We start from the raw sequence: 18,731 nt of genomic DNA, 5'->3' as shown, positions 1-18,731 counted from the left end.
CTTACCACTTGCTGCTGGGCGATTTCGCGCCCGAACTGTCGATGCTGAGGGCGCCGTCGGCCACCTGGCGGCCGGTCGATATCGGGGTCGCCGTCGCGGTATAGCTGGGCGGGGTGGAGGTGGGAGCGGTGATCTCGATGGTGTACTGGGCGAGCACCTTGTCCGGCACGGTCACGCCGAGGGTGGAGAGGCTGTTGGTGTAGGTGCGGGTGTCGACCACGTAGGTCGATTCCTTCTGCGCGATCTCCATCAGCACCGCCTGCGCCTGGGCCCGGTTGGACTTGACGAAGTGGCTGGTGTACGACGGATAGGCGATCGCGGCGAGCACGCCGACGATGGCCACCGTCACCATCAACTCAATCAGGGTAAAGCCGCGTCGGTCAGCACGCATGTGGTCTCCAGTTTAAGGCGAAACATTTCCAAAAGGTAATGATGAGATTATTGGCATCTGGTGCCGAGAGGCAATATCGGGCCGATGACAGGTCGGAAAGCGGGAACGAGTGGTTACGAAAGATGACGATCAGTCAACATTTCGTGGCAAGCGCCAGACGCGCGCGCAGAGACGGTCAGTCGCCAGGCCGTACAATGGGCGCATGACGACGAACTGGAAATTCACGGGACTGGATCCCGATACCGTGCTGGACGCCCTGGCAACGATAGGCATGCATGGCGATGGCCGCCTGCTGGCCCTGAACAGCTACGAGAACCGGGTCTACCAGGTGGGCATGGAGGACGGCCCTCCGGTTATTACAAAGTTCTATCGCCCCGGACGCTGGACCGACGAACAGATCGGCGAGGAACATGCCTTCCTCGCGGAACTCGCGGCGCAGGAAATTCCCGTCGTGCCGCCGCTGGCCGCCGCCGACGGCGCGACCCTGCATCGCTTCGGCGCCTTCCGCTTCACCGTGTTTCCCCGCCGCGGCGGACGCGCGCCCGAAATCGACGATGGCAAGACCCTGGAATGGCTCGGCCGCTTCATCGGACGCATCCATGCGGTGGGCGCCAGCCATCCTTTCATTCACCGGCCGGCCATCGACATCGCCAGCTTCGGCGACGCGCCGCGCCGCTTCCTGGCGGAGAACGGTTTCGTGCCGCCCGACCTGCGCGCCGCCTACGACAGCGTAGTGGACCAGGCGCTGCAAGGCGCGCGCCATTGCTTCGATCGTGCCGGCGACGTGGCCCGCTTGCGGCTGCACGGCGATTGCCATGCCAGCAACGTGCTGTGGACCGACGCCGGCCCGCATTTCGTGGATTTCGACGACAGCCGCACCGGGCCGGCGGTGCAGGACCTGTGGATGCTGCTCTCGGGCGACCGCCGCGACATGACGCGGCAGCTAGCCGACCTGCTGGCCGGCTACGAGGATTTCATGGCCTTCGACGAACGCGAACTGCACCTCATCGAAGCCCTGCGCACCCTGCGGCTGATTCACTACGCCGCCTGGCTCGCCAGCCGCTGGGAAGATCCCGCCTTCCCCGCCGCCTTCCCCTGGTTCAATACCCAGCGCTACTGGCAGGACCACATCCTCGCGCTGCGAGAGCAAGTGGCGCTGATGGACGAGCCGCCGCTCTGGTAGCTCAGGTACGCAATCAGGTACGCTGGGCGGATTGCGCCAGCCGGTCCAGGGCTTCGATGGTCCTGGCCGGATCGGCGTCGGCGTTGGCGACCAGCACCGCCCGTTCGATGGCTTCGTCGCGTCCGTTCCTGCCGTAGTAATTAAGCAGGTAATCTGCATTGTCGGTGCCGGGAATGCCCATGGCGTCGTCGCGCGACAGCTTGCGCACGTACCACACCGCGTAGCCGTTCGACTCTTCGCAGCAATAGACTTCGGCCACGTGCCACGGACCCAGCGGATGCTCTTCTGGATCGGTCTGCCACACGATCTTGCGCCACAGGTGGTTTTTCTTGGACTCGCTGATGGAACTCATGTTTCTCCCTTGGGAATGTCTCGTTGGTTGGCAGCGCGCCGCCGGCGCGCCGGTCACGCCGGTGCGCGGTCGATGCGCTTGGTGAGGATGATGGATGTCGACGTCTGGCGCACGCCGTCGATCGCGCCGATCTGGTCCAGCAGGCGGTCGAGCTCGCCGGTCGAGGCGCAGCGCAGGGTCAGCATGTAATCGACCGAGCCGCTGACCGCGCACAGGGTCTCGACCTGCTGCAGGCGTTGCAGGGCATTGACCATGGCATTCGCCTTGCGCGGATCGACGTTGATGCCGACATAGGCGCGCACGGCGGGCTGCACCATGTCCTGGTTCAGCTTCACCGCATAGCCGGCGATCACGCCGCGCTTTTCCAGGTTGCTGATGCGGGCGATCGCGGTGGTGCGGGCGATGTCCACCCGCTTGGCGATGGTCGAGGTGGGCGTCCTCGCGTCGTCCATCAGCAGGGCCAGTATCTTGTTGTCGATGTCGTCCAGTTCCGGCTTCATGTGATCGATTTGTATGAACGTGTCGTCATTTTGTCTCGAAAGCCGACGATGTGACAACGCCTTGGTCGCTATTTTCTGACATCGCTCACCCGTAAAGTGGTTGGTGTCGATGCAACCACATCGCCAGGACATCCACAGAGAGGCCACAATGACAAGCAGACTGATCCTCCTCGGCGCCGGCAAGATCGGCGACGCCATCCTGAACCTTCTCTCCCACTCGGGCGATTACCGGATCACCGTGGCGGACTGCGATCCGCAACGCCTGGCACACATCCGCCGCATGGAGTTTCCGGACGTCACCGCCATCGAGGCGGACATTGCCGACCCGGTGTCGGTGACGCGCCTCATCGATGGCCATGACCTCGCCCTGTCCGCCTGTCCCTATTTCCTGACGCCGGTGATCGCCACCGCCGCGAAGAAGGCCGGCGCGCATTATTTCGACCTGACCGAGGACGTGGAAAGCACCCGCGTCGTCAAGCAGCTCGCCGACGGCGCCAGGACGGCCTTCGTTCCCCAGTGCGGCCTCGCGCCGGGCTTCATTTCCATCGTCGCCAGCGACCTCGCCTCGCGTTTCGACAGCCTGCGCGACGTCACCATGCGCGTGGGCGCCTTGCCCACCTTCCCGAGCAATGCCCTGAAATACAACCTGACCTGGAGCACCGACGGCCTGATCAACGAGTACTGCAATGCCTGCGAGGCGATCGTCGACGGCCAGCTGCGCGAGGTCTCGCCGCTTGAGGAGGTGGAGCGCTTCTCCCTCGACGGCATCGACTACGAAGCCTTCAACACCTCGGGCGGCCTGGGCACCCTTTGCGACAGCTTCGAGGGCAAGGTGCAAAACCTCAACTACAAGACGGTGCGCTACCCGGGGCACCGGGATATCATCAAGGTGCTGGTGCGCGACCTGCGGCTCGGCTTGCCGGACCGGCGTCCGATCCTGAAGGAAGTCCTGGAATCGTCGATCCCCATCACGAAGCAGGACGTGGTGCTGGTCTTTGCCAGCGTCTGCGGCATCCGGGAAGGGCGGCTCGAACAGGAAACCTATGCCAGGAAGATCTACAGCCAGAAGGTCAACGGCGAACTGCTCTCCGCCATACAGCTCACCACTGCCGCCGGCATCTGCACGATGGTAGACCTGGTGATGCAGGGCAAGTTGCCGCAGGCCGGCTTGATCCGTCAGGAACAGGCCCGCCTGGAGGATTTCCTGGACAACCGGTTCGGCCGCTACTACGCGGCATGAGCAAGAATCAGCAAGGAGGAAGACGATGCAAACCGGAATGAACCTGGCAAGCTTGCTCGATGCGCTGGGCGTGGACCTCGCCCGCCATGAAGGCGGCGACCTGCAGGCGGTGTCTCCCATCGACGGCGCCGTCATGGCGCGGCTGCGCGCCGATTCCGCCGCGGCCACGGAGCAAAAGATCGCCCGCGCCCAGGCCGCCTTCGAGGCATGGCGCATGGTGCCCGCGCCGCGCCGCGGCGAGCTGGTGCGGCTTTTCGGCGACGAACTGCGCGCGCACAAGGAGGAACTCGGCCGCCTGGTCACGATGGAGGCCGGCAAGATCCTGCAGGAAGGACTCGGCGAAGTGCAGGAGATGATCGACATCTGCGACTTCGCGGTCGGCCTGTCGCGGCAGCTCTACGGCCTCACCATCGCCTCCGAGCGGCCCGGCCACAGGATGATGGAGACCTGGCATCCGCTGGGCGTGGTCGGCGTGATCTCCGCCTTCAATTTCCCGGTGGCGGTATGGTCCTGGAATGCCGCGCTTGCCTTCGTCTGCGGCAACAGCGTTGTCTGGAAGCCCTCCGAAAAAACACCGCTCACCGCGATCGCGACCCAGGCCCTGTTCGAGCGCGCCATGCGCCGCTTCGGCAACGATGCGCCTGACGGCCTGTCGGAGCTGGTCATCGGCGGACGCGAGGCGGGACAGGCGCTGGTCGACGATCCGCGCGTGCCGCTGGTCAGCGCCACGGGCAGCACCCGCATGGGCAAGGCCGTGGCGCAGCGCTGCGCGTCCCGCCTCGCGCGCAGCATCCTCGAGCTGGGCGGCAACAACGCGATGATCGTCGCGCCCAGCGCCGACCTCGAACTCGCGACGCGCGCGATCGTGTTTTCCGCCGCGGGCACCGCCGGCCAGCGCTGTACCACCCTGCGCCGGCTGTTCGTGCACGAGAGCGTGCACGAACAGCTCGTGCCGCGCCTGAAGAAGGCTTTCGCTTCCCTCCCGGTCGGCAATCCGCTCGAGGCGGGCACGCTGGTCGGCCCGCTGGTCGACGCCGCCGCCTTCGCCGGCATGCAGGCGGCATTGTCGGCCGCCCGCGGGCAGGGCGGGGAGGTCACGGGCGGCGAGCGCGTCAGCGTCCCGGGATGCGGCGACGGCTTCTACGTCCGGCCGGCGCTGGCGGAAATGCCTGCCCAGAGCGGGATCATGCACCAGGAAACCTTCGCGCCCATCCTCTACATCGTGCGCTACCGCGAGCTGTCCGAGGCGATCGCCTGGAACAACGCGGTGCCGCAAGGCTTGTCGTCCAGCATCTTCACCAACGACCTGCGCGAGGCCGAGGCCTTCCTCGCCTCCAGCGGCAGCGACTGCGGCATCGCCAACGTCAACATCGGCCCGAGCGGCGCGGAGATCGGCGGCGCCTTCGGCGGCGAGAAGGAAACCGGGGGCGGCCGCGAATCGGGCTCGGATGCCTGGAAGGCCTACATGCGCCGGGCGACGAACACCATCAACTACAGCCGGGCCCTGCCGCTGGCGCAGGGGATCAGCTTCGATGCCTGAACCCGGGCAGCGCGTTCCTGCCGGGAGAAGGCTGACGAAAGTTGTTGCCGAACGGCCAGCATTTGATTTTCGCGAAGCCGTCATCGCACTTTCAAAAGAGTTCGGCGTCCGACTTCCCTATAATCTGAACATTCCCGAATCATGGAGCACGGCATGAACGCAATCGAGCGACTACAGCAGGACAGCAGCACCGCGGCACCCCAGGTCACCCGCAAGACCTTCGACGAAGTGATGGTTCCCACCTACGCGCCGAGCGAGATGGTGCCGGTGCGGGCTTCCGGCCTCGACCTGTGGGACCAGCAGGGCAAGCAATACCTTGACCTGACCGGCGGCATCGCCGTCACCGGCCTGGGGCACTGCAGTCCCATCGTGCTGGAAGCCTTGCAGAAGCAGGCCGCGACCCTGTGGCATGTCGGCAATACCTACACCAACGAACCGGTGCTGAAGCTGGCCCTCGCCCTCACTGGGGCCACTTTCGCGGACCGCGCCTTCTTCTGCAATTCCGGCGCCGAAGCCAACGAAGCCGCATTCAAGCTGGCCCGCAAGCATGCGCACGGCAAGCATGGCCCGCACAAGTCGCGCATCGTCTCCTGCTTCAATTCCTTCCACGGCCGCACGCTGTTCACGGTCTCGGTGGGCGGACAGTCCAAGTACACCGAGGGCTTCGAGCCGCTGCCACCGGAAATCGATCACATCGCCTTCAATGACATCGCTGCCGCCCGCGCCGCCATCACCGACGACGTGTGCGCGGTGGTGGTCGAGCCGGTGCAGGGGGAGGGCGGCGTGATGCCGGCGACTCCCGAATACCTGCAAGCCCTGCGCGAGCTCTGCGACCAGACCGGCGCGCTGCTGATCTTCGATGAAGTGCAATGCGGGATGGGCCGCACCGGCAAGCTGTTCGCCTACATGGGATACGGCGTCACGCCCGACATCCTGACCGTGGCCAAGGCGCTCGGCAACGGCTATCCGATCGGAGCGATGCTGACCACCGACGAGATCGCAAAGGCATTCAGCGTCGGCGCGCACGGCACCACCTATGGCGGCAATCCGCTGGCCTGCGCGGTGGCCCTGTCGGTCGTGCAGACCATCAACACGCCGGCCTTCCTGGCGCGGGTGAGTGCCGCCGCCGCGCGGCTGGTCGCGGGCCTGAATGCCGTCGTCGCGGATTATCCGGCGATCTTCTCGCACGTGCGCGGCAGCGGCCTGATGCTGGGCATTGTTCTCACCGATGCCTTCAAGGGCAAGGCCAAGGACATCACGAAGCATGCCGAGGCGCTCGGCCTGATGCTGCTGATCGCCGGCCCGGACGTGATCCGCCTGCTGCCGGCACTGGTCATCTCCGACGAACAGATCGACGAAGGCGTGCGCCGCCTGCGGCTGGCGGTCGACGCCTTCCAGGCCGCGCGCTAGACCGGCGGCAACGAGGAAAGGGGGAGCGAGCATGTTCGTCGTGCGGCCCGTCGAGGAAAGCGACATCGCCGGCCTGGAAGAGCTCGCCCTGGCCGCCACGCCCGGCGTGCACACCCTGCCGCGCAGCAGGGCGGCCATCGAGCGGGCGGTGGAGCGCTCGGTGGCGTCGTTTGCCGCGCATCCCGACGTTCCCGGCGAGGAAATGTATTTCTTCCTCATGGAAGCCGCCGATCCAAGCGACCCATCGCGCCGGCGCATCGCAGGCACCGCCGCGATTGCCGCCACCGCCGGCGCCAGCGGCACCTTCTTCGCCTTCCGCAACGACGTGCTGCACCAGGTCTCGCGTGACCTCAACATCAGCCACAACGTGCATGCGCTCACGCTCTGCTCCGACCTCACCAGCCATTCGCAGCTGTCGGGCTTCTACCTGCGCAGCCGCGAGGGTGCGGGCGTGGAAGCCGCCTTGCTGTCGCGGGCCCGGCTGCTGTTCGCCGCCATCGCGCCGCACCGCTTCGGCGACAAGTTCTTCGCCTCGATGTCGGGCATGACGGATGCCGCGGGCCGCTCGCCCTTCTGGGAAGCGCTCGGGCGGAAGTTTTTCCAGATGGATTTCCTGGCGGCCGAGCGCCTCATCGAGGGCGCGCGCAACCGCACGCTGATCGTCGAGCTCATGCCGCATTACCCGGTCTACGTCCCGCTGCTGCCCGGAGAGGCGCAGGCGGCGATGGGGCAGGTGCATGCCGAGGGCAAGCTGCCCTTCCGCATCCTGTCCGACGAAGGCTTCGAACCCGACGAATACATCGACATCTTCGACGGCGGACCCATCCTGCGCGCTCACAAGCATGCGCTGCGCTCCTTCCACGCCGGCATGACGCGCACCGTGAACAGCGTGCAGCAGGACGAGGGCAACGACGAGATGGAGGGCAGCTACCTCGTCGCGGCGGCCGGGGAAGGCTGCTTCCGCGCTACGATCGCCGATTGCGCGCCGTCCGAGCTCTCGGATGGCGTGGTGCTGCCGCCGGACGTGCGGCGGCTGCTCGCCGTGGGCGACGGCGACGACGTGCTGTGCGTCAAACTGTAGTCCGAGGAAAGGGGGAAGCCAGCCATGCTCGTCGTACGCGCCATCCAGGAGCAGGATCTCGACGGCCTGCTCGCGCTCGCCTCGCGGGTTGGCTCCGGCATGACCACGCTCAAGCCGGACCGCAAGGCCCTCGGCCAGCGACTGGAAATCGCCTGCGCCTCGTTCGCGGAGCAGATCCCGCCGCCGCAGCGCGACTACGTGTTCGTGATGGAAGACGCCGCGCGCGGCAGGCTGGCGGGCGTCTGCGCCATCAAGGCGGCGGTCGGGCTCGATGATCCGTTCTACAACTACCGCATCGGCACGCTGGTGCATTCCAGCAACGAGCTCAAGGTGTTCTCCCGCATGGACACGCTCTACCTGTCCAACGACCTCACCGGCTGCGCCGAACTCTGCTCGCTGTTCCTGCATCCCGACTACCGCAGCGGCACCAATGGCAAGCTGCTGTCCAAGAGCCGCCTGATGTTCATCGCGCAGTTCCCGCAGCTGTTTTCCGAGAAGCTGATTGCGGAGATGCGCGGCTTCCAGGGGCCGGACGGCAAGTCGCCGTTCTGGGACAGCCTCGGGCATCACTTCTTCAAGATGGATTTCGACCGCGCCGACGACCTGACCGCGCTGGGCAAGAAGTCCTTCATCGCGGAACTCATGCCGAGGCATCCGCTCTACGTCGCCTACCTGCCGAAGGAAGCGCAGGAAGTCATCGGCGTGGTGCATGCCGACACCGTGCCGGCGCGGCGCCTGCTGGAGCAGGAAGGATTGCATTACGAAGGCTACGTGGACATCTTCGACGCCGGACCGGTGCTGCAGGCGCGCATCAGCGAACTGCGCGCCCTGCGCGAAAGCGAACTGGTGCGGGTCGAATTTACGGAAGCTCAATCGAATCAGCCGCCAGCCATCGATCCGATCATGATCGCCACCACGGCAATGCGCGATTTCCGCGTGATCGCCGCCGGCACGCAGCCGGACGGAAGCGCGGCATTGAACCGCGAGCAGGCGGACCTGCTCCGCTGCGCCGCCGGCGACGTCGTGCGCGCCTTGTCTCTTACTCCAAGGAAGCCAGCCCATGCATAGCCACTACATCCAGGGCCGCTGGTTCGCCGGCGATGGCGAGCCCTTCAATGTCATCGATCCCGCCACGGGTGAGGTCGCCTGGTCCGGTGTTGAAGCAAACGAGCCGGAAGTCGACGCGGCATGCCGGGCGGCCAGGGGCGCGTTCGCGGCATGGGCGCTGGCGCCGCTGGCCGAGCGCATCGCCATCTGCCAGCGCTTCCGCGACCTGCTCAAGGAAAACGCCGATGTCCTCGCTCGCACGATTTCCGGCGAGGTCGGCAAGCCGGACTGGGAAGCGCGCACCGAAGTCGCGACCATGGCCAACAAGATCGACATTTCCGTGCAGGCCCATGCCGCGCGGACCGGCGAATCCCGCGCCAGGGTCGCCGACGGCGAGGCGGTGCTGCGCCATCGCCCGCATGGCGTGTTCGGCGTGTTCGGTCCCTACAACTTTCCCGGCCACCTGCCCAACGGGCATATCGTTCCCGCGCTCATCGCCGGCAACACGCTGGTGTTCAAGCCAAGCGAGTTCGCGCCGCAGACGGCCGTGCGTACCGTGGAACTCTGGGAAAGGGCGGGCCTGCCGGCGGGCGTGCTCAACCTCGTCAATGGCGGGCGGCGCACCGGCATCAGCCTGTCGCAGCACGCCGGGCTCGACGGCATCCTGTTCACCGGCAGCTACCAGACCGGCGCGATCCTGCATCGACAGTTCGCCGGCCACCCCGGCAAGATGCTGGCCCTGGAAATGGGCGGCAACAATGCGCTGGTCGCATGGGACGCGGCGAACATCGATGCCGCCGTGCACCACGTGATCTTTTCCGCCTTCGTCAGCGCGGGCCAGCGCTGCACCTGCGCGCGCCGGCTGATCGTGGAAGACGGGCCGCGCGGCGAGGCACTGCTGCGCAGGCTGGTCGAGGTCGCTTCGCGCATCGCGGTCGGGCGGCATGACGACGATCCGCAACCCTTCATGGGGCCGGTGGTCTCTGCCGCTGTCGCCGGCAAGCTGCTCGATGCCCAGCGCGCGCTGCTCGCCGGGGGAGGCAGGGCGCTGCTGGAAATGCGTCATCTCCAGCCCGGGACCGGCTTCCTGTCGCCGGGCATCATCGACGTCACCGGGGCGGCGGGCGTGCCCGACGAAGAGTGGTTCGGCCCCTTGCTGCAAGTGATCCGCGCCGGCAGCTTCGACGAGGCGGTGCGCCTCGCCAATGCCACCGAATACGGCCTGGCGGCGGGCCTGCTGAGCGACGACGCGGCATTGTGGCAACGCTTCTCCGCCCTGGCGCGCGCCGGCATCGTCAACTGGAACCGGCCGACCACCGGCGCCGCCAGCACCGCGCCCTTCGGCGGCGTGGGCAAGTCCGGCAACCACCGGCCCAGCGCGTATTACGCCGCCGACTACTGCGCCTATCCGGTCGCCTCGATCGAGAATCCGGCGCTCGAACTGCCGGCGCAGTTGTCGCCGGGCCTGCTCTTCTGAATTCCCGAACCGCATCGCAAAGGACCCGCATGACCGCACGCGAATACAACTTCGATGGCCTCGTCGGCCCGTCGCACAACTACGCGGGACTTTCCTTCGGCAACGTCGCCTCGTTCAGCAACGTCAAGAGCGAGTCCAATCCGCGCGAAGCGGCGCTGCAGGGCCTGGCAAAGATGCGCGCGCTGGCGGCGCGCGGATTCGGCCAGGCATTGCTGCCGCCCCACGCGCGGCCGAACTTCGCGTTGCTGCGCAGCCTCGGCTTCACCGGCAGCGATGCGCAGGTTATCTCCAGCGCCGCTAAAACCTCTCCCGTGATTCTCGCGGCGGCCTACTCGGCGTCGCCGATGTGGACCGCGAACGCCGCGACGGTCAGCCCATCTCCGGACACCGCGGACGGCCGTGCCCATTTCACGCCCGCCAACCTCAACAACAAGCTGCACCGCTCGTACGAGCATGTCCAGACGGCGCGCGCGCTGCGGGCGATCTTCCATGACGAGCGACACTTCGCGGTGCATGACGCCTTGCCGCCGACTCCCGCGTTCGGCGACGAAGGCGCGGCCAACCACACCCGCCTGTGCGCCGATCACGGCGCTCCGGGCGTGGAAATGTTCGTCTACGGCAGGGTCGAATTCCAGCCCGACGCGCCATCGCCGAGGCGCTTCCCGGCGCGCCAGACGCGCGAAGCCAGCGAGGCAGTCGCGCGGCTGCACGGGCTCGACCCGCGCCGCGCCGTCTTCATCCAGCAGGATCCTGACACCATCGACCAGGGCGTCTTCCACAACGACGTGATCGCCGTCGGCAACGGCAACGTGCTGTTCTATCACCAGCAGGCATTCGCCGACGAAGCGGCCAGCCTCGACGGCTTGCGGCGCGTCCTGGCCGATACCGGCGCGGACCTGGTCGCGGTGCGGGTCGATGCGTCGGACGTGACGGTGGCCGATGCGGTCGGCAGCTATCTCTTCAACAGCCAGCTGCTGTCCAGGCCGGAAGGCGGGATGGCTTTGCTCGTACCCCGGGAATGCCGCGAGAACGCGGCGGTCGACCGCTATCTCGACCGGCTGGTTGCGAGCGGCGGACCGATCGACGAACTGCTCACCTTCGACCTGCGCCAAAGCATGCGCAACGGCGGCGGTCCCGCCTGCCTGCGCCTGCGCGTCGCCTTGACGGAGCAGGAAGCCGCCGCCATGCACCAGGGCGTGATCATGACCGAGGCCTTGCACGCCAGGCTGGTGCCCTGGGTGCAGAAGCATTATCGCGACCGGCTCGCGCCGGCCGACCTTGCCGACCCGCAGCTCGCGGTCGAAACCTGCGCCGCGCTGGATGAATTGACCGGCATCCTCGGCCTGCCGTCGCTGTACGACTTCCAGTGCTGATTCCGCTTACGGACATCCTGTGCCCCGGGGAAGCATTAGGGCTCATTAACACCTCATCAATATATTCCCTGGCTGCACGATAATGCGGCGCAAGCCTGCCAGCGGCATTCCATCGTTTCCTTGCGCAATCGCAGAAATCTTCTTTAATAAGCTTCAGGACTTTCTGCGTTAAGAAAATAAAAATCGGTGCCATCCGGCCTAAGATGGAGTTCGCTGCCAGCCTGCCGGGCAGCGCGCCGGCGCCAACCGCGCCGGCCGGGGCAATCCCCACCAGGGATGCCCATGGCATTGCCGGCCGTTGAAAAACCATGTCGCGTCCATGCAAGACGCGCGCTGCGGGCCGGCGCACACCACCAGTATCCCAATGGAGACCGAAATGACTTTGACTTCGCAGGATTTGCGCGCCGCAGCACTCCAACAGGTGCTCGCGGCCATGCCCGACGGTGCCGACCGTACCCGGGTCGAGGCCCTGATCCGCGCCTGGCTGCAATCGGTGGAAGAGGAAGATCTTGCCGGATTGAGCGTCGACGCCCTGGCATCCCCCCTGTGGAACGCGTTTTCCCGCATGGCCGTGTGGCGGCCGGAAGAGGGCTGCCGCATCGAGGCGGTGAATGCCGCCGACGGGCGCGGCGGCATGGCGACGGCACTCCTGATCCTGAATCCCGACATGCCCTTCCTGGTCGACTCCATGATCATCGCCATGCGGAAGTCCGGCATCCGGTCGCATGCGGTGCTCAACGCCGTGCTCGCGGTCGAGCGCGCGCCGGACGGCAGCCTCCTCCGGGCCGGAAAGGCGGGCAGCATCGACAGCAACGGCAACGGCCAGGCATCCGCCGGCGCCTCCCATGAATCCTATGTGCTCTGCCTGCTGAGCGAAAAGCTGGCGGACAACGAACTCAATGCCCTGGTCAGCGCCATGCGCCTGACGGCCAGCGATGCCGCGGTTGTGCACCGCGACGCCGCGGCGCTGAAGCAGAAACTGTCCGACGTGGGCACCGCCGCCGCCGCGCGCGAAGCCGGCGGGCAGGAGGTCGCCGACTTCCTCGAATGGGCGCGCCATGGCGGCTTCGAGCTCTTCGGCTATGCCCGCTACCAGGTCCAGGCGGGACAGCGCGAATTGGTGCGCACGCCAGGCAGCGCCCTCGGCGTGCTGGCCGACCGCTCCCATCCCGTCTACGGCACCTGCCTGGCCGGTATTCCCGGCGACTTCGACACCCTCGCCGCGCGCAAGGAAACCCTCTCGGTGGTGAAGGCCGACACGTTGTCCACCCTGCACCGCGACCAGCAGCTCGACTTCATCGGCGTGCGCGACAGCGAGGCCGACGGAACCATCCTCGGCGAGCACTGCTTCGTCGGCCTGTTTTCCCGCACCGCCAGCGCCAGCGGCCTGCAGCAGATGCCGTTCGTGCGCGTGCGCACCCGCCAGATGCTCACCATCGCCGGCGTGCGTTCCGAAGGCTTCCGTGCCGAAAAATTCATCGAGATACTCGAAACCCTGCCCCGCAGCGAAGTCCTGGAAGCCGATCCGGCCTGGCTCGCCCATGTCTGCGCCTCGGTCGTCGCCCTCTACAAGCAGCCCCGCGTGCGCCTGTTTGCGCGGCGCGACGTCTACGGCAGGCATCTCAACGTGCTCGCCTACATGCCCCGCGAGCGCTATGGCGCGCACTCCACCGACAAGCTGGCGCGCACCCTGCGCGACATTTCCGGCGCCAGCGACGTCCGCGTGCAGACCCTGCTCGCCGACGGTCCCCTGGCCCGCGTCTACCTGATCGCCAGCGGCGCCGGCATGACCCTCGACCTCGACCGGCAGGTGATCGTGCCGCTGCTCGACGTTCTCGAAGGCTGGCACCACGCGTTCGACGGCCTGGTGGACGGCACCGAAGACGGCGAGCTGCGCCAGGCGCTGCGGCGCTTGCGGCCCGCGCTGCCGACCGAGTACATCAATGCGGTGTCGCCGCAGGTCGCCTACCGCGACTTGTCCATGCTGTTCGGCAATGCGCAACGCAGCCGGGTCCGGGTGCGCATCGAGATCGGCGCCGGCGAAGCGGTCAGCATCCGCCTGCACTCCATCGATGCCGTGCCACCCTTGTCCGCCATCCTGCCCGCGCTGCAGAACGCCGGCGTCGGCATCCTGCGCGAACGCACCCATTCCATTCCCGCGCCGGACGGCGGGCGCTTCTTCGTTTCCTGCCTGTCGGTGGACAAGGAAAGCGCCGTCAAGCTCGCCCGGCCGCCGGTCGCGCAATCCGCCCAGGAACTGTTCGAGTCGCTGTTCAACGACGAAGCCGAGGATGGCCGCATGAACGCCCTCGCGATCGAGGCCGGCCTGCGCATCAAGGAAATTCAGCTGGTACGGGCATATGCCAGCTACTGGCGCCAGGCGGGCTGCCGCTTCAGTCTGCGCTACATGGCGGAGCGGCTCAAGACCCAGCCGGCGCTCGTGCGCACACTCGTCGAGGCCTTCCTTGCCCGCTTCGATCCTTCCCTGTCCGAGGAACAGCGGGCCTTCGGCACGGCCACCCTGGCGTCGTTCAAGCAGCGCGTCACCGAGGTCAACCACGCCGATACCGAAAACATCCTGCGCAGCATCGCCGACCTGATGCTCGCCACGCTGCGCACGTCCTACTTCCAGGAAGGGAAGGGGACGCAGGGCGCCCAGAGCGGCGACACCATCATCTTCAAGTTCGACAGCAGCCAGCTTGCGCTCCTGCCGCAACCCCGGCCCTACCGCGAAATCTTCGTATTCTCCCGCCGCTTCGAAGGCGTGCACCTGCGCGGCGGCCCGGTGGCCCGCGGCGGCCTGCGCTGGTCAGACCGCATGGAAGACTACCGCACCGAGGTGCTCGGCCTGGTCAAGGCGCAGATGGTCAAGAATGCCGTGATCGTTCCCGCCGGCGCGAAGGGCGGTTTCGTTTGCAAGATGATGCCCAAGGATGCCACCCGCGAAGTGATCGCGGTCGAAGGCGAGTCGGTCTACCGCCTCTTCATCGCCGGCCTGCTCGACGTCACCGACAACCGGCTGCGCGGCGACATCGTGCGCCCGCCGGCGACGGTCTGCTATGACGATCCCGACCCCTACCTCGTGGTCGCCGCCGACAAGGGCACGGCCACCTTTTCCGATATCGCCAATAGCATCGCCGTCCGGCGCGGCTTCTGGCTGGGCGATGCCTTCGCCTCGGGCGGCTCCAACGGCTACGACCACAAGAAGCTCGGCATCACCGCCAAGGGCGCGTGGGAAGCGGTCAAGCGGCATTTTTACGAAATCGGACATGACCTTGACACCACGCCGGTCACCGCCGTCGGCGTCGGCGACATGTCCGGCGACGTCTTCGGCAACGGCATGCTGCTGTCGCGCCGGCTCAAGCTCGTCGCCGCCTTCGACCACCGGCATATCTTCATCGACCCGGATCCCGATGTCGAGCGCTCCTTCCTCGAACGCCAGCGCATGTTCGCCCTGCCGCGCTCGTCCTGGGACGACTACGACAAGAGCCTGATCTCGCCCGGCGGCGGCGTCTGGCCGCGCACTGCCCGCAGCATCGAGCTCTCCGCCGAGGCGCGCGCGGCGCTCGGTATCGAGGCCGCCACCCTGGCGCCGGAGGAACTCCTGCATGCCATCCTGCTGGCGCCGGTAGACCTGTTCTACAACGGCGGCATCGGCACCTACATCAAGGCGTCCAGCGAGACGCACGAACAGGTGAAGGACCGCGCCAACGACAACATCCGCGTCGATGGCCGCGAACTGCGCTGCAAGGTGGTCGCCGAAGGCGGCAACCTCGGCGTCACCCAGGCCGGCCGGATCGAGTTCGCGCTGCAGGGCGGGCACATCTTCACCGACGCCATCGACAACTCCGCCGGCGTGGACTGCTCCGACCACGAAGTCAACGTCAAGATCTGGCTCGATGCCGAGGTCAATGCCGGCACCTTGTCACCGGAAGAACGCAATCGGCTGCTCAACGACATCACCCAGGACATTGAGCGCCTGGTCCTGCGCGACAACGCCCTGCAGACCCACCTGCTGGTGCGCGAGGCGCAGGCGCAGGCCGACCCGGCCATCGTGGACGGCTATGCCCGTCTCGTGGCGGCGCTCGAGGGCGAAGGCGTCCTGTCACGCAAGCTCGAGCAGCTGCCCGGCGCTGCCGAACTTGCCAGCCGCCGCGAAGCAGGGCGGGGACTGGCCACGCCGGAACTCGCCGTGGTCGTCGCCCACGTCAAGAACCGCTACAAGCGCCTGCTCGCCGAACTGCCGCTGACCGTCCAGCCCTGGGCGCGCAGCATGCTGGTTCCCTATTTCCCGCCGGCCATGGTCGCCAGCCGCGACGTGCTGGCGCATCCCCTCGCCAATGCCATCCTGGCGACGGTGCTCGCCAACGAAGCGGTCAACCGCTGCGGCCCGCTCATGATCTTCGAGCTGGCCGCGGCCCGCGGCGCCGGGGAAACCGATGCGGCCTGCGCCTGGGCCCAGGCATGGAGCGCCCTGAACCTCGCGCCGGTGTTCGCCGCCCTCGATGCCTCCGCGCTGAAAGTGCCGCGCGAGACATCGCTCGACATCGACCAGCGCACGCGCGCCTTGCAGAAGGCGCTGATCGAAGGCGTCCTGTCCGTTCCCGAAAAGCAGCTTCGCGATCCTGCCGTGCTCGGCGACCTGTCCCGGCTGTTCAGCGAGCCCGAGATCCTGCGCGAGCTCGCGGCCCCGCACGCTGAAGGTGCGCCCGGCGACGCCGGTGCCGGCCTGCCGCCGTCCTTCGTTCACGCATCCCAGGCGGTGGAGGCCATCGAAGGCATCGCGGATTTCCTGTTCGCCGGACTGTCCGTGCCCCGCCCGGATGGCATGAGCCTGCCTGCCTTCCTGCGCCTCGGCATGGCCTTGCGCCGCCAGGCCGGCATCGACGGACTGGAGCGGGTGCTGACCCGCGCCCAGGCCAGCGTTGCGCAGGAGCCGCTGCGCGACCATGCGCTGCAGGCCTTGCGGCGGGCCCAGCAGCGCCTGCTGGCGCGGGTGCTGCAGCAGGTGCCGGTCGGCACCCAGCCCGGTGACAACCCGGCTGTCGTGGTGGAGGCGCTGATGGCCAAGCTGGGCGTCCGCGCCGGACGCGCGGCCGACCTCAACCTCGAGCGCGCGGTACTCGATGCCTGGGCCTTGTCCGAAGCGGCTTCGGCCGGCGATGCGGGATGAGGCAGACCGTGCCGCCACCAGCAGGGAGCCCGAAATGAGTCATGATGCGGCGGCGCAGGCACTAGCCAACGCCGACTTCACGCTGATCGCGCGACGGTTTGCCGACGCCGGGTGGGCGGTCGGGCTGCCCGCCGAGGGGATTCTTGCGGTATCGGCTCCGGCCAGCGACGGACGGCGGCCGCGCCTGCTGCTGTCCGTCGGCGTGCATGGCGACGAGACCGCCCCGATCACCATGCTCGCGTGCCTGCTGGATGCCATCAGCCGGATGCCGGCGGCGCTGGCATGCGACCTGATGCTGGTGGTCGGCAACCCGGCGGCGATCGCGCAGGGCAAGCGCTTCCTCGAAGTCGATCTCAACCGCCTGTTCCGGACACAGCGGGAAGGGCTCGACGGCATGCGCGAAGCGGCGCGCGCCGATGCGATCATGCAGGCCGTGTCGGCTTTCTTCGGCGGCGACGGCGTGAATGGGGATGGCCTGCGCTGGCATCTCGACCTGCATACCGCGATCCGTCCGTCGCGCTATCCCACCTTTGCCGTCGTGCCCGACGTGATCGCCGAAACGGAGAAGCCAGGGTTGCTGGGTTTTCTCGGCGCCGCCGGCATCGGTGCCGCCATACTCAGCGGCAGTGCCGCCGGCACCTTCAGCGCTTGGACGGCCGCGCGTTTCGCTGCCACCAGCGCCACCCTCGAGCTCGGGCAGGTCAGCGCGCTCGCTGGCAATGACCCCGGGCGCTTCGCGGACACCCGTGCCGCGATCGATGCATTGCTCAGGCGCGGCAAGCCGGTGGGCGGGCGCATGCCCGAGGTGTTCCGGGTCAGCCAGGAATTGACCAAGCACAGCGACGCCTTCCGCATGGCGTTCGGCAAGGACACCGTCAACTTCACCCCACTCGAGCCCGGGTCGCTGATCGCCGAGGACGGCGGGACCGCCTACCGCGTCGGCAAGCAGACGGAGTATGTGGTGTTTCCCAATCCGGACGTACGGCCCGGGTTGCGCGCCGGCCTGATGGTCGTGAAGACATCGTTTCCTCAAGTGCAGGGATAGCGAAGGTTCGGCCTGAAGCAGGCCCGGCCGGCGTCAGTCCGGCAAGCCCTGGCGCACCCGCACCGCCTCCGCCACGGCGGCCCGCAGGCCATCGAAGCGCAAGGGCTTGGCAAGGCAGGCGGCGGCTCCCGCCTGCAGCGCGGCGTCCATTGCCGATGGGTCGTTGAAGCTGCTGACCAGGATGACCGCGGGGCGCGGCAGAAGGGCCCGGGTCGCCGCCAGCACGTCCATGCCGCTCATCCCGGGCATGGAAACGTCGCATAGCAGCAAGTCCACCGACCCGTGCGCCATCATGCGCAGGGCGTCTTCTCCGCTCGACGCGGTCTCGGCGCGGAATCCAAGCTTCTCCAGCAAGGCCTTGCCCGCGAGGCGCTCGACCATGCCGTCGTCCACGACCAGGGCGCGCGGTGGGGAAGTCTTGTCGTTTTGGTTCATGGCCGGGAATCTTTGGCAGCGTATTGGCCGAGGAGGGCGATGACGCCTTCCAGCGCCGCCGAGATGGCGTCGATGCGCCGGCCCACATCGGCCGGGTCCGGCGCTGCGGGCTCGCGTGCCAGCCTTTCCAGCGACTTGCAGGACGCCGCCAGGCCGCGCGCGCCGATCGAGGCGCTGCTGCCCGCCAGGGCATGGCTCGCGCCGGCGAGTTCCGCGAGGTCGCCACGGGCGCAGGCGCCACGCATGCGCGCCAGGCGGGGAAGGTTGTCCTGGCAATACAAGGCCGCCAGTTCGGCATAGACCGCGCCGAAGTCCGCGGCCGCTTCCTCCAGGCCATGCGCATCGATGGCATGACTGTCGGTTTCTGTTGGCTTTCGGGGATCCATGGCGATGTCGGGGAAGCTTGCGGTCGGCGGCTAGGCAAGTATAAGGCGGATTGCCACGGGCGGCAGGCCGCCGGGCGGTTCCGGTCACGCTCCCCGGC

At 67.4% G+C, this 18,731-nt stretch carries 15 protein-coding genes; 10 read left to right on the top strand and 5 right to left on the bottom strand.

What is annotated here, in order from left to right; all coding sequences use genetic code 11:
• Position 1 precedes the first annotated feature (1 nt).
• The gene (locus G3574_RS28260) at positions 2–391 is read right to left on the bottom strand and encodes a type IV pilin protein (RefSeq protein ID WP_163960788.1); all 390 of its coding nucleotides are present in this window, start codon (positions 389–391) and stop codon (positions 2–4) included.
• Positions 392–593: 202 nt separating this feature from the next.
• On the opposite strand from G3574_RS28260, the gene G3574_RS04285 reads away from it, so the two are divergent.
• Positions 594–1,574, top strand: a complete 981-nt coding sequence (locus G3574_RS04285) for a serine/threonine protein kinase (protein ID WP_163960787.1) — start codon at positions 594–596, stop codon at positions 1,572–1,574.
• 13 nt (positions 1,575–1,587) lie between these two features.
• Here the strand turns inward: G3574_RS04285 and G3574_RS04280 are convergent, their stop codons facing one another.
• On the bottom strand, positions 1,588–1,926 hold the full coding sequence (locus G3574_RS04280; RefSeq protein WP_163960786.1) for a hypothetical protein: 339 nt from the start codon (positions 1,924–1,926) through the stop codon (positions 1,588–1,590).
• A 53-nt stretch (positions 1,927–1,979) separates the two neighbouring features.
• Positions 1,980–2,426: an Lrp/AsnC family transcriptional regulator gene (locus G3574_RS04275; RefSeq protein WP_163960785.1), complete on the bottom strand. Its 447-nt coding sequence runs from the start codon at positions 2,424–2,426 to the stop codon at positions 1,980–1,982.
• Between the two features lie 148 nt (positions 2,427–2,574).
• Here G3574_RS04275 and G3574_RS04270 point away from each other — a divergent pair, with 148 nt between their 5' ends.
• From G3574_RS04270 to G3574_RS04230, 9 genes are all read left to right on the top strand, one after another.
• A complete protein-coding gene (locus G3574_RS04270; protein ID WP_163960784.1) occupies positions 2,575–3,666 on the top strand; it encodes a saccharopine dehydrogenase family protein in 1,092 nt (363 codons plus the stop codon).
• A gap of 37 nt (positions 3,667–3,703) precedes the next feature.
• Positions 3,704–5,206: an L-piperidine-6-carboxylate dehydrogenase gene (amaB, locus tag G3574_RS04265; RefSeq protein WP_205609669.1), complete on the top strand. Its 1,503-nt coding sequence runs from the start codon at positions 3,704–3,706 to the stop codon at positions 5,204–5,206.
• Positions 5,207–5,359: 153 nt separating this feature from the next.
• The gene (astC, locus tag G3574_RS04260) at positions 5,360–6,616 is read left to right on the top strand and encodes an acetylornithine/succinylornithine family transaminase (RefSeq protein ID WP_163960782.1); all 1,257 of its coding nucleotides are present in this window, start codon (positions 5,360–5,362) and stop codon (positions 6,614–6,616) included.
• A gap of 31 nt (positions 6,617–6,647) precedes the next feature.
• Positions 6,648–7,697, top strand: a complete 1,050-nt coding sequence (locus G3574_RS04255) for an arginine N-succinyltransferase (protein ID WP_163960781.1) — start codon at positions 6,648–6,650, stop codon at positions 7,695–7,697.
• Between the two features lie 24 nt (positions 7,698–7,721).
• Entirely contained in the window at positions 7,722–8,765 is a 1,044-nt protein-coding gene (gene astA, locus G3574_RS04250) for an arginine N-succinyltransferase (protein WP_163960780.1), read from the top strand.
• A complete protein-coding gene (gene astD, locus G3574_RS04245) occupies positions 8,758–10,221 on the top strand; it encodes a succinylglutamate-semialdehyde dehydrogenase (protein ID WP_163960779.1) in 1,464 nt (487 codons plus the stop codon). Before astA ends, astD begins: the two co-directional genes overlap by 8 nt.
• A 29-nt stretch (positions 10,222–10,250) precedes the next feature.
• Entirely contained in the window at positions 10,251–11,594 is a 1,344-nt protein-coding gene (gene astB / locus G3574_RS04240; protein ID WP_163960778.1) for an N-succinylarginine dihydrolase, read from the top strand.
• 376 nt (positions 11,595–11,970) lie between these two features.
• A complete protein-coding gene (locus G3574_RS04235) occupies positions 11,971–16,767 on the top strand; it encodes an NAD-glutamate dehydrogenase domain-containing protein (protein ID WP_163960777.1) in 4,797 nt (1,598 codons plus the stop codon).
• A gap of 34 nt (positions 16,768–16,801) precedes the next feature.
• Complete coding sequence (locus G3574_RS04230; protein ID WP_163960776.1) at positions 16,802–17,812, top strand: succinylglutamate desuccinylase; 1,011 nt, start codon at positions 16,802–16,804, stop codon at positions 17,810–17,812.
• A gap of 33 nt (positions 17,813–17,845) precedes the next feature.
• On the opposite strand, the gene G3574_RS04225 is transcribed toward G3574_RS04230, so the two are convergent.
• Both G3574_RS04225 and G3574_RS04220 read right to left on the bottom strand, forming a co-directional pair.
• Positions 17,846–18,247, bottom strand: a complete 402-nt coding sequence (locus G3574_RS04225) for a response regulator (protein ID WP_163960775.1) — start codon at positions 18,245–18,247, stop codon at positions 17,846–17,848.
• Complete coding sequence (locus G3574_RS04220) at positions 18,244–18,633, bottom strand: Hpt domain-containing protein (protein ID WP_163960774.1); 390 nt, start codon at positions 18,631–18,633, stop codon at positions 18,244–18,246. The genes G3574_RS04225 and G3574_RS04220 overlap by 4 nt, the downstream gene beginning before the upstream one ends.
• Positions 18,634–18,731: the final 98 nt, after the last annotated feature.

The sequence above is a fragment of the Noviherbaspirillum galbum genome (assembly GCF_010974945.1).
In the GTDB taxonomy this organism is placed as follows: Bacteria; Pseudomonadota; Gammaproteobacteria; order Burkholderiales; family Burkholderiaceae_D; genus Noviherbaspirillum; species Noviherbaspirillum galbum.
Note: the sequence above shows the minus strand (reverse complement) of the source record. Positions and strands in the feature narration are given on the sequence as shown.

Bases quoted from the DNA above. Each gene is read 5' to 3' on its own strand.
- G3574_RS28260 (WP_163960788.1), bottom strand. From the start codon at position 391: ATGCGTGCTGACCGACGCGGCTTTACCCTGATTGAGTTGATGGTGACG.
- G3574_RS04285 (WP_163960787.1), top strand. From the start codon at position 594: ATGACGACGAACTGGAAATTCACGGGACTGGATCCCGATACCGTGCTG.
- G3574_RS04280 (WP_163960786.1), bottom strand. From the start codon at position 1,926: ATGAGTTCCATCAGCGAGTCCAAGAAAAACCACCTGTGGCGCAAGATC.
- G3574_RS04275 (WP_163960785.1), bottom strand. From the start codon at position 2,426: ATGAAGCCGGAACTGGACGACATCGACAACAAGATACTGGCCCTGCTG.
- G3574_RS04270 (WP_163960784.1), top strand. From the start codon at position 2,575: ATGACAAGCAGACTGATCCTCCTCGGCGCCGGCAAGATCGGCGACGCC.
- amaB (WP_205609669.1), top strand. From the start codon at position 3,704: ATGAACCTGGCAAGCTTGCTCGATGCGCTGGGCGTGGACCTCGCCCGC.
- astC (WP_163960782.1), top strand. From the start codon at position 5,360: ATGAACGCAATCGAGCGACTACAGCAGGACAGCAGCACCGCGGCACCC.
- G3574_RS04255 (WP_163960781.1), top strand. From the start codon at position 6,648: ATGTTCGTCGTGCGGCCCGTCGAGGAAAGCGACATCGCCGGCCTGGAA.
- astA (WP_163960780.1), top strand. From the start codon at position 7,722: ATGCTCGTCGTACGCGCCATCCAGGAGCAGGATCTCGACGGCCTGCTC.
- astD (WP_163960779.1), top strand. From the start codon at position 8,758: ATGCATAGCCACTACATCCAGGGCCGCTGGTTCGCCGGCGATGGCGAG.
- astB (WP_163960778.1), top strand. From the start codon at position 10,251: ATGACCGCACGCGAATACAACTTCGATGGCCTCGTCGGCCCGTCGCAC.
- G3574_RS04235 (WP_163960777.1), top strand. From the start codon at position 11,971: ATGACTTTGACTTCGCAGGATTTGCGCGCCGCAGCACTCCAACAGGTG.
- G3574_RS04230 (WP_163960776.1), top strand. From the start codon at position 16,802: ATGAGTCATGATGCGGCGGCGCAGGCACTAGCCAACGCCGACTTCACG.
- G3574_RS04225 (WP_163960775.1), bottom strand. From the start codon at position 18,247: ATGAACCAAAACGACAAGACTTCCCCACCGCGCGCCCTGGTCGTGGAC.
- G3574_RS04220 (WP_163960774.1), bottom strand. From the start codon at position 18,633: ATGGATCCCCGAAAGCCAACAGAAACCGACAGTCATGCCATCGATGCG.